Annotated in this window: 7 protein-coding genes and 1 pseudogene; 2 read left to right on the top strand and 6 right to left on the bottom strand. The window is 52.7% G+C overall.

Translation table 11 applies throughout. From position 1 onward, the window contains the following. From CKF42_RS20440 to CKF42_RS20430, 3 genes and pseudogenes are all read right to left on the bottom strand, one after another. Window positions 1-132, bottom strand: a pseudogene (locus tag CKF42_RS20440) (aminoimidazole riboside kinase); the annotation flags it as partial. Window positions 133-316: 184 nt separating this feature from the next. Then, window positions 317-1,288, bottom strand: coding sequence for a ParB family protein (locus CKF42_RS20435; protein WP_111209074.1), 972 nt, complete (start codon window positions 1,286-1,288; stop codon window positions 317-319). Next, window positions 1,285-2,487 (bottom strand): AAA family ATPase, encoded by a 1,203-nt coding sequence (locus tag CKF42_RS20430; RefSeq protein WP_009093252.1) that lies wholly within the window; start codon window positions 2,485-2,487, stop codon window positions 1,285-1,287. Before CKF42_RS20430 ends, CKF42_RS20435 begins: the two co-directional genes overlap by 4 nt. 705 nt (window positions 2,488-3,192) lie before the next feature. Here CKF42_RS20430 and CKF42_RS20425 point away from each other — a divergent pair. Next, complete coding sequence (locus CKF42_RS20425; RefSeq protein ID WP_233501070.1) at window positions 3,193-3,582, top strand: hypothetical protein; 390 nt, start codon at window positions 3,193-3,195, stop codon at window positions 3,580-3,582. Between the two features lie 1,224 nt (window positions 3,583-4,806). Continuing rightward, window positions 4,807-5,880: a RepB family plasmid replication initiator protein gene (locus tag CKF42_RS20420; protein ID WP_111209073.1), complete on the top strand. Its 1,074-nt coding sequence runs from the start codon at window positions 4,807-4,809 to the stop codon at window positions 5,878-5,880. Window positions 5,881-7,168: 1,288 nt separating this feature from the next. Here the strand turns inward: CKF42_RS20420 and CKF42_RS20415 are convergent. The 3 genes from CKF42_RS20415 to CKF42_RS20405 form a co-directional block, all read right to left on the bottom strand. After that, window positions 7,169-8,356, bottom strand: coding sequence for a diguanylate phosphodiesterase (locus CKF42_RS20415; protein ID WP_111209072.1), 1,188 nt, complete (start codon window positions 8,354-8,356; stop codon window positions 7,169-7,171). 168 nt (window positions 8,357-8,524) lie between these two features. Next, window positions 8,525-10,309 (bottom strand): EAL domain-containing protein, encoded by a 1,785-nt coding sequence (locus tag CKF42_RS20410; RefSeq protein WP_111209071.1) that lies wholly within the window; start codon window positions 10,307-10,309, stop codon window positions 8,525-8,527. 518 nt (window positions 10,310-10,827) lie between these two features. Beyond that, a complete protein-coding gene (locus CKF42_RS20405; RefSeq protein WP_111209070.1) occupies window positions 10,828-11,052 on the bottom strand; it encodes a DUF3606 domain-containing protein in 225 nt (74 codons plus the stop codon). Between the last annotated feature and the right edge of the window lie 300 nt (window positions 11,053-11,352).

Below are 11,352 nucleotides of genomic sequence, written 5' to 3'. Positions count from 1 at the left end.
GTTTCCCCCCAGACGCGCGACGCCCACTGCGACATTGGCGGGCGCCCCGCCCGGACACTGCATTAACCGACCCGGCATTTCGGGAAGTAAATCCACCACGGCATCGCCGAGGCACCACACGCGAACTGACATACATACTCCTTTAATCAGACCTGAACGCTAAACCGTTTTAGCTATAGCGGGAAACGATGCCGACTTCAAGTGTTCTGGTGCTGGAGTGATACCTCGCTGACAGCCGCGAGCAGGTCATTGGGGTAGAGAAGCGATATAAAAAAACCGGCCTGAGCCGGTTTCGTTCACGCTGCAGCGAGGCAGGTTACTTCATGGTGGCGAGAATCTGACGGATCGATGCATCAATCTGCTCAGCAATCTCTTTCGGCAGACGACTGAATTCATACTGTACGGTGCGTTTATCGTCATTGGTTTTACGGCGCGCATAGGTGTTTGCTGTGGTAAAGGTGGCCAGTTTTTCCGTCACCGTTTTGCTGACCGGCGCGGGCTTTTTTAACTGGCGACGGGCACTTTTAAAGGCATTGAGAATGGCACTTTTTTTCTCATCTGCATTTGCGCTCAGCAGTGAACCCTCAGCCTCCAGCTGCTGCTCTATCCCGCTGACCAGTTCCGTGACGTCTGCGGCCTCCGCCTTTGCTTCCTCCCAGACGTCGAGCAGTAACTGATAGTCCTGCAATGTCAGTTCCGACACCACCGGGAAGAGGCCGATAAATTCGGCGGGTACGGCAGCCGCCTGGAACGCGCGGGAGACTTTGGCGTTAGAGATGCCTTCGGCTTTAGCAATCTCTGATTTGCTCATGCCGTTCTCGTTCATCAGCATAAAGCGCAGCCCCAGCTCGCGCAGGTTATGCTCTTTTGCTGTCTGAATATCCGCGGCCAGCTGACGCGCATCCGCGAGGCTCAGCGCATCGGCGGTTACCAGGACTTCCAGGCTGGCTCCCGACAGAATGCAGGCGGCGCGGCGGCGGGAACCGTCCATGATCTCAATTTTGTCACCGTTCACGCGACCAATGGCCGGGAAAAACTGCTGCAGGGTAATGGTCCGGGTGATCTCCTGCAGCGACTCCGGTGTCAGGCTGCTCTGATCCCGTCCGTTAATGGCCGGGTCTACGCTGGTCCGGGTTTCGATATCGTCATGCGGGATCAGCTGACGCACAAAGGTCGCCTTCGCGCCCGATTTCAGCGTAAAAGTCCGCGACTGGCTGCTGCTGTCGATCATGCTTGCTATCGCGGAGTCGCCAAACTTGCGGCCAATGCGCTGTATAGGTTTGCTCACAGGGTGCTCCTGATATATTCGATGCGATCAAATACCGCCCTTGAGAACTGCTCAGCTTCATATTTCGCTTTACGCAGGGCATCGGCACTGCCCGGATACGAGGAGGGGTTGGCACTGATCACCGTGTCAAAAGATTCACCGCAGCGTTCAAATCCATCCAGGCGCGGTAAGCTGCAGTCCAGCATCGATTTTGTAAAGACTTCCCGCGCATAGCTTTGTGAAGTCAGGTGATCGTGTTTTGAGGTCATTTTTGACATGAAGCCGATATTTGCCTTCAGTCGCGGTTCAACGCCTTCAGATTCAATCCGCTCCAGCATTTCCGGCAGGCGGGTCAGATACTTCATCGTGGAGTGGAAGTCGACCTGGGCCGGTGGCGTAGGCGTCAGCAGCACATCACTGGCTGCGATCGCGTTCAGCATAAAGGAATCCAGATGCGGCCCGGTGTCCAGGAAGATAAAATCGTAATCGCCTGCCAGACGATCGATGACGTTACGGCGCAATACTTCGGATGGCGCTACCCCCGGCAGGTGTTCAGCAACCAGCTCTTCCCAGTCGCTGGCCACAAAGCCATCGTCAATTGACGCCGGAATAACATCCACGCCAGGCATGACGGTAGGTTTGATGAACTGTTCGCGAAGCTGGTCTGCATCGAGATCGTTGAGCATCGCCTGAGCGGCCGTTTCCAGAACGGAACCCACGCTGTTGGTATGACTCAGGAACATGGTGCTTGATGCCTGCGGGTCCAGGTCGATAACCAGGATGCGCAGATCGTTATGCAGCATGGAGGGGTGCGCGCGCATACCGTGGGCGAGCGTAACGGTGCTGACCGTTTTAGAGACCCCGCCCTTAAGGCTGACAACAAAGACGACAAAGGGGCCGTCGTGGCGGTCGCGATATTTCGGCACTTTACGGTGCTGATAAATGTCGACGACGTTCTGAATGGTCAGTGCATACTGCGAGGTACTGCCCGTCTGTTTTTTGCCAAACTGGTAGCCTGCAGCTTCCATATCCCCGATAGCCGCGACGACCGCGTGCTTGCTCAGCAAAGGCATATTGGCAACGGCATTACGTGAGAAGGTCTGGTAAAAACCGGTCTGGTTAAACTCCTGACGCTGCTGCTCAATATGGTTACTCAGTCCATGTAACATGGAATTGGCGCGCGTGGCCATTTCCAGCACTCCACCATAATCACGCTTCATAAGCCCCTCTGATTTCATGTTTTTTGGCATACTACACAAAAAGCGCATATCTGCCAATTTTTTAGAAAAATGCCAAAAACCTGGATTTTTCAGTGCAGACGATAAGAAATCGTCGGGAAATCAGGCAGGGTGTTGAAGGATGTGAGGTGATGGCGCGGGCATTTTCTGTAGGATACAGTCAGCGCTGAGCGTCTGAACGATGTGGCGTTCCGATGCAGGAAACGCCGTGAGAAGGGTGTTTTCATCATGAAAATCGTAAAATAGTTATTATTTATCAATAAGTAAACTGTGAAATCGTCTGGTGAAAAGTGAAGTTGCGCAGGGTCAGACAGGGTGCTTTTCCATTTTGCTGTTCAGACCGGCAATGAATTCTGAACCACGCTTACTGAAAGGCGAACCTCACAATTTTATTCAGCGGCGTAATCGTTTACAAAAATCCTTTTCTCAGTTAAACCTGCCTGACAGCGCAGCAAGAAGGCGGGGGAGTAAAACGTTGTTTTGTCAGCCGTTGTGTCCGGCGTCAACCAGATCACTACCAGAGGCGAAGAAGCTGTAAGCACAGTGCGTGCGATGTGATAAGGCACCCGGTTTCGGGGATGATCATCAGTTTTAACCTTTCTCTTTCTTATGGCATAAACCAGCCCGTCTTATATCTGCTACAGATGAATTCAACGAAGCATTTTACCTTCGGGCTTTGCAACCGGCGTGGACGTCTTCAAAGGCGATCTGCTCGATATCGATTCCCTGCGGGAAGTCTTCTCTGGCGTCGACACGCTTTTTCTTCTGAATGCTGTCACCGGGGATGACTTCACTCAGGCCCTGATCACGCTAAATGTAGCCCGGGCTGAAGTGGCTGCGATCTGGACTGAGATGCTGGGCCGCCCTGTTGCTTATGGGGGCGATGATCCGGGCGGCTTTGAGGCCAGCATGGCGAATTTCATGCCTGTGTGGATGGCATATGGAATGCGCATTATGGCCGAACGCTATGTCAGCGACGGCATGATCCCTCAGGAGGGCGACCGCGAGCGTCTGGTTAAAATGCCAGGCCGCGATCTGCATTCTTATCGTGAAACGGCTCTGGCTCTGGCCGGATGAAAAGAGGGGGAGTTTAACCGGAAGCCGGGATAAGTATCAGGAGGGTTAAAACCGCTCTCGCGAAGATCCCGGACTCCCCTTTATACAGCTCTATATCTCAATCGCAGATGATAACCAGATAAGTTCTCGCTTTCTCATCCAGATTCCTAAATTGACTACTGCGCTCTGGTTCGGGTTCTTGTCTGGCTGGTCCGAATTCCTCCTCTTCTGCATATCACTCTGCTTTCGCATTCTGACTTTTGCTTTACTGCTGTGTAATTTCCCTTTACCGGCAAAAGTTTTTTACTGCATGTCAGTTGAATATCGTAATAATTCACGGTGTTTTCATCATGAAAATTTCCAGATAAAAGAATATAAATCAATTACTTATTTAGGATTTCTTTAGGGTGAGTTTACGTTTTTCTCTTCAGAAAAGTTGATGGCTGATTGACAACTTAAGCGCACTACTCACCCGGAAACCCCGCTGACGATAATTTTTGTTTTTCGGTGAGTCTGTTTAAACCCTCCAGTATCAGGCTTTGCGTCTGGTCATGTTTGCTGATACGGCTTAACGCCGAATCACGGCAGAAAAGCAGTTTCATTTGAGACGGTAATAGCGTCTGGTTTGGGTTTTTTTACCCCCGTTATCCACAGGCCAGATCCAATTGGTCGATCCTTAATAGATCAAATTGAGATCCTAAACAGATCCCCGCGGCCGCCTGAGCCTTGTGACACAAGGGCTGAGAAGGGATCAATAACCACTATAGCGAGAAAAAAAACCACTGCGGAGAGTATAACAACCACTATGGCGAGAGAAATAACCGCGCTGGTGAGTAGTGAACAACCACTGTAGCGAGTAGACGGCGCTGATAAAGGTGGATAAACGGCATTGTTATCAGCTACAGCCTGTTTTTCAGGCTGGCTCTGAAGATATGAGGCTGGCGGCTGGTCTGCTTTTCTTAAAAATGAACGTTTAACAGCCCGTTTTTACACAGTTATCCACCGATTCGATCCAGTAACCGATCCTGATAAGATCATTAATAGTTCCTGAAAGATCCCCGTAGCAGGCCAGGCCCCGACAGCGCTGGTTTAAGGCCCTGTCAGTAACCACTGTAGCGAGTAATATAACCACTGTGGTGAGAGAAATAACCACTGCGGTAAGTAGATTAACCGCTATAGTGAGTGATAGTATCCACTGTATCGAGTAACAGCGGCTGTTGCCTGTTCATAACACGGATCTGCCTGATGCCAAGAAAAGAACCCGATATCCTGAACATAGCGGATGCATTTAGCGAAACAGACAAACGCACTGGCGAGGTTGTTACTCTCACGCCTAACAGCAATAACACCGTTCAGCCGGTCGCGCTGATGCGACTTGGCTTGTTTGTTCCGACGCTGAAATCCACGGCGCGCAGTCAGAAAAACCAGATGAATGCCATGGATGTGACACAGGATCTTAAACAGTTATCCCTGGTCCGCTCGGAAGGGTATGACAACATCAAGATTCTGGGTGCCCGCCTGGATATGGATAACGATTTCAAAACCTGGGTAGGGATCATCCGTGCCTTCGCCACGCATGAGTGTCTGGGAGACACGGTAACGCTCTCTTTCGTTGAATTCGCCAAATTGTGTGGCATACCCTCTGTGCGTCTCTCCTCGAAGCTCAGAAGCCGTCTGGATGCTTCCCTGACCCGTATTGCCTCCAATACGCTGACATTTACCAGCAAGGGTGGCGAGAACTACACCACGCATCTGGTGCAGTCTGCCAAATACAGCATCAAAAAGGACACGGTCACCTTACAGGCCGATCCCAAAATCTTTGAGCTCTACCAGTTCGACAGGAAAGTCCTGCTGCAGCTGAAAGCCATCAATGAGCTGGCACGTAAAGAGTCGGCCCAGGCGCTCTACACCTTCATTGAAAGTCTTCCGCCTAAACCGGCGCCGATCTCCATGGCCCGGCTGCGTGCCAGACTTAACCTCACCTCGCGTGTGATCACCCAGAACGCCACGGTCAGAAAGGCCATGGAGCAGCTGAAAGAGATTGGATACCTTGACTACACGGAAACCCGGCGCGGCTCATCGGTTTACTTCTGGGTCCATTACCGTCACCCCAAGCTGCGCCCGGCCGAACTGCCGCTCAGCAAGTCTGGTCTGATCGATGATGAAATGGATGAGTTTGACGATCTCTATAACGATCCAACTATCATTGATGTCAGCCAGCCTGACCCCGCGATGGAAGAGGAGAGCAGCGAGCTGGTGATGGTGTCACGTGAAGAAAAAGAGTTGCTGAACAAAATCAGAAAGCAAAAAAAGCGATAATTATCAAGCGTCAGCACGTCATTCATCTTGCGATATCGCTATCCGCTTCTGGCTTTCGGGTATGAATTCGCAAAGATCACCAGCCAACCACTATAGCGAGTCATTTTACTCACTATAGTGGTTATCCCGCCGCTGCCTGCGTCAGGGATCCTGCTCAATCCCTGTTGCACGCTCATAATGCGCCTTGCTGTTGTTTTAAACCGATGCAGTCAGTATTGACTCGCTACAGTGGTTGCCCTTCTGTTGATGATGATAATGAGTGCGTCTGACGCAGAGATTTATGTGCTTTACTCGCTACAGTGGTTATCCGGTTTAGCGTTTTTAAGTCGGGTAAGTTGCGGGGCAGGTAATTATCGTGCAGAACGTGCTTCTCTTACTCACTATAGTGGTTGTCCTTCCTGTTATCGCTGTTAAACCTGCGCTTTTCCTTAACTTCTTCTCCCATGAGCTACTCGTTACAGTGGTTATCAGGTTGTTTTATCGCTAAAGCGGTGAGTTAATGATCAGATAATGGCGTCTTATATGGGAAACATACTCGCTACAGTGGTTGCCAAACAGGAACAGGCAAGGGGATCTGCTCGCTATAGTGGTTGTTACCCTTTCTGTCCTGCCACGCCTGCCGGGTGCTTACTTAACATGTAAGTGCTTACTATCTTTTTATGGCTTGTCAGTTATGTTTCTTAGAAAAATTCTATACATTTTTCTGTTCCAGGCATCACTCTCTATAGTGGTTCTCTTCAGGCCAGGCGGCGCAGAATTGACCATAACGTTGAGCCCGTCGCCCCTGAAAGGGTCTCAAAGGGAGGCGGTTTAGTGAAAATAGCCTCTTTCTTACTCATAAAACTGCAAACACGCTTCCTGTCTGAAGGCGTCTTCTCGCTATAGTGGTTGCTCGCCTGTTATCCGTCTCTGAACCGCTTGAGTGAGAATTTAGCGGGTGCTGCTACTCGCTACAGTGGTTGCTGAGAGTGAGCTGAGGCGATATTTACTCGTTATAGTGGATATGTGTCACATTACGCCTCTGCAGATAAGGGAATATGCAACAAATTGCCTTTCCGCAGGCAGCAGGAATGTAACATTACTCGCTATAGTGGTTATTAATATTTCCTGTGCCTGTCTGGTCAGAAATGTGCTGTCAAAACGGGAAGGTGTAAAAAGCTCATTCAGCTGGTCAGGGGCAGGGGGCGGGGCAGGGGTGTGAATCAGCGAACTGGGCGAAGATTGTCAGGAGGGTGGCAACAGAACGGCCAGCGGGCCAGCCGTTCTGTTGCTGTTCAGGCAGGTTGCGTTACATCGCCTCCCGGTATTCCGGCCAGGCGACCGATTCAGCCTGATAACGACCTGCGGCAGCAAACAGGGTGCCCTGGAAGTTGATCACACCAGCCGCCTCCAGCCACATCCACTCTTCTGCCTGGACGATACCGGCTGCGATCACGGTGATCTCCAGCGCGGAACAGCATTTGATAATTGCCTGAACCACCGCCTGTTTGGGGCCGCTGCGGTGAACGTCGCGGGTGATCCCGGCGTCGATACGAATACGGTCCGGCTGAATGTGGGTCAGCAGCGAAAGCCCGGCAGAGCCATCTCCAAAATTGTCGATGGAGAGGCTGATCCCGGCGGCTTTCAACGCACGAACCGCTTCAGAGAAGGCAGCCAGCTGCGAGATAACCGCCGTTTCGCTCACGCCGATAACCACCTGTTCCGGCACCAGTCCCGCCTGCTGAATGGCGGCCACAATCTGCGTGACGGCATCGGGGATCACCACCAGCGTCATCGGCAGCAGGCTGACATAGAGCGTCATGCCATCAGGGCAGACCTGACCCGCGTGGGCGAATGTCTTTTTCAGGGTCTCCAGATCGTCAGCATGAAGCTGGGCGTCTGAGGCTGCATCGGAGGGCGCCGCTCTGACAAAAGTGGCTTCGATCGCGGTGACCTTGCGCGCCAGCGGATCGACGACCGGGCGGAAACTGACGCCTTCCGTTTCAGGGCGGGAATCCGGCACCTCGTTATGCTCTGAAATGAATTCCCAGTAACCGGGCGGAAGAACCTCGTAATAGTTCTCCTTCTCGCGTGACTCAACAAAGGTTCGCAGGAATTGCAGTGCCCGATCATCATAGGTCAGTTGATATTTCGAGGTCCCCTTGTCCAGCACCGCCTGGAGCAGCGACGAGCGGTCATGTTCCCGCAGGTCAAACAGCGACATACCCGCATTACCAAACCGGCGGGAAGGTGCGTAGTCGCGCATCAGCTCCACGACATTGTGATGCCGGCGATCGGCACAGATGCGCTGATAGACTGCCTGAACGCCCGCTTCCGGCCCCTCAAGCAACTGGAAAAAGTGCGTGCCGTTGAATAACAGGATGCCTGTTACGTCGTGCGCAGTGTTGATTTCGCTGGCGTGATCGACCATCTCAGGCAGGGTTCTGACCGGAAAATCATCGGAAATATGGCTGCGGTATATAATGGTAGTCAGCATGTGCAGCTCCGCTTTTGGTGAATATAGCGCACACGCTAACACTGTTTAAAAAATGTTTCATCTTTCCTTACTGTTTGTAGCACGGCATGCACACGGGCAGGCAGCACTAAGCGCAGCGGCAGCGGGGTGACGTTCCGGCTGACTGATCCGGCACATGTCGGCAGTCACTCAGCAGGGCTCTCCGCGCAGCTTCCAGTTGAGCCAGTGATCCAGCGCTTCTTCGTTCAGCGGTCTGGAATAGAAGTAGCCCTGTGCCTGGTCACAACCATACTCTGTCAGCGAGGTCACCGCATCGGGGCACTCGACCCCCTCTGCCAGCACGGTGTAGTCCAGCTCTTTCAGCATGGCGATGATGCTGCGGGCAATGATGCGTGAGGCGGTATCGGAAGAGAGCTCGCTGATCAGGGAGCGATCCAGCTTGATAACATCCAGCGGCATCCGGCGCAGATAACTGATATTGCTGTAGCCGGAACCAAAATCATCCAGCGAAATCGTAAATCCACACTCTCTGAGTCTCTCCAGCCCGCGCAGGGCATCAGGGCTTTCAAGGATACGTTCTGTTTCCAGACACTCAATGCCCAGCAGTGAGGTGGGAAGCTTAGCCCTGATCAGCTTGCTTTCCAGTGCTGAAGCAAAGCCTTCCTGCGAGAAGTCGTTCACGCTGACGTTAATTGTTAACGGCAGCTGGATGCAGCTATTCCTGAGCCGTCTCAGGCGGGATACCGCCTGATCGATAATCCAGGCGGTCAGCACAGAGAGCAGCTCGGTCTGTTCAGCCTGCGGGATAAAGGCACCTGGCGAGAGTTCACCCCGGGTAGGATGCTGCCAGCGGATCAGCGCTTCCAGCCCCACCGGTCTGCCACTCTGCAGGCAGATTTTCGGCTGGTAAACCATATAGAGCCCGACGTTGTCGCGCAGCGCAGCTTTAAGATCGTTCATCAGCAGTAAATCGTCAGCATGCTGCGTCTGCGCCTCGGCGTCATAGCGCTGCGAGGGCAGCCCCAGCCCGACCGCATCGTTCAGGGCACTGACGGCGCGACGTAATACCTCAGGTGCCGACAGGTGACTGGCCACAAAGCCCGCTTCGCCGGTGTGCGGTGTCAGCGCGACCGACAGTCCATCATCCACATCTGCACTGATACCCTCCAGACGACCGGCCACCCAGGCGGCACTCAGGCGGCTGTCTGCCCGTGTCAGGATGGCAAACCGCCCGGTGGCCACGGTATAGAGCATTTCGCCCACCGCCGGACGCAGCCGCAGTGGCAGCAGGGTGGCCATATCTTTCAGCAGGCTTTCAACCGGACCCATTCCCATTGTGCGGGCCAGTTCATAGGCTCGTGACATATCAATGCAATCAATCAGGACCAGGCGGCGGGGTGTGATGTCGCCCGCCACGGCCAGATACTGCAAATCCCGGATCAGACGCTGGCGGTTTGGCAGTCCGGTTACCGGATCGACAAACCCGGCCGCATGCCAGGCTTCCAGAAAAGACATGACCAGCGTGGAGAGCAGGGTCAGCGTGATGACCTGGTCAGAGGTGAACACATGCGGCTCGGTGTCGGTCACACACAGCGTACCCAGAATAATGTTATCGCGCGTTTTCAGCGGCACGCCGGCATAGAAGCGAATAAAGGGTGCACCGGTGATCAGGGGATGCCTGACAAAACGCGGGTCGTGCCAGGTGTCGGGCACGACCATAGGCGTGTTACTGTCGACCACGTGGCGACAGAGAGAATCTTCACGCGTGGAGCGCTGAAGATTAAATGTGTGTGAGGCCTGCACGGTCTGAAACTCATCATCCAGAACAGAGATAAAGCTGCCCGGAATGCCCAGTGCCTGACTCGCCAGACGGACAAATTTCCGCAGGACGTCATCGCGACTTTCATCAGGACTGCGCAACGCCTGTATAGCACGGCTTCTGCGTTCATCATCGCCGTTTAAATTGTTAAGCATGTGTGTATACCCCGCACCGGTTGATTACGGAGCGAAAATGAAAACTGTCCGGTTTGAAATGTCGATCAGGCGGCAGTAAATATAGCGTATTTTTTATTTTCCGCTGAATGATAGGTGACTCTGCGGCAGCTGTCTCTTAATATTTTCTTTAACGCATTTAAAGGGTGTTTACGATTCGAAAATTTAATCAAAGAGAGGCGTTAATATTTACATATCGCTGTCATTTTCAGAAAACGCGCGATTTCAGCCTTTTTAATGTTTATTTCAGTGCTGAAGAACAATATGCATTCAGGAGCGTGAATGGTTTTGCTAAGTCAGTCTGAACCCTGCAGCCGCGACAGGCTCCGGAACAGCGTCGCAGGGCAGAGACGGGTGATAAAGATAACCTGCTAATATACCTAGTAAAAGCAAAGAGCCGGGTCACTCCGGCAGAGATAACCTGTCACCATTGTGGTGGCTGAGGCAGGCCAATCCGCCGCCGGGCTGCCCCTGACGCAGCACGTCAGGCAGTAATCAGGTTAACGTTTGATGCCGTTGCGGGACTGTGACGGACGCCGGGGTGGCGGGTTTTGCTCCAGCCACGCACGCACCTGTTCGGTCAGCGAACCCTGTTCGCGAATCGCACGCGTCAGCCTCTCCTGTGTCGTCTTCAGCTCCTGGGTCCAGTAGGTGATTTGCCACTGTTCACGGATCTCTACACGTGACAGATCGTCGGGTGAGCGACGCTGGATAGGATTTTTCATTTATTATCCTCCTCGTAATTTTTGATGGTGCCTGCTGAGCAGCATCCTCAGGCTAAACAGCTATCGTGATGAAGAGTGAGGCATTGAGGTAGCGGATTAATCCCTGAATCGCGCTTAAGTCAAATATCAGGACTATTCCTGGCTGGCGCAATAAGGCACTCTAAAAAAATAGAAAAGTCGCCGGCGGGGCAGAATTACGCGTTTCGTTTACAAAGAAATCCTGCCGGAATGCAGAATCCGGAATTTGACATTTATTTAAAATGGTCAATTATTCTCAGGTCAATTCGCAGGGCCACTTCC

This window comes from Pantoea sp. ARC270, assembly GCF_003236725.1.
Lineage (GTDB): Bacteria > Pseudomonadota > Gammaproteobacteria > Enterobacterales > Enterobacteriaceae > Pantoea > Pantoea anthophila.
The sequence above is the reverse complement of the archived record's forward strand: the minus strand, read 5'-3'. Positions and strand labels throughout refer to the sequence as shown.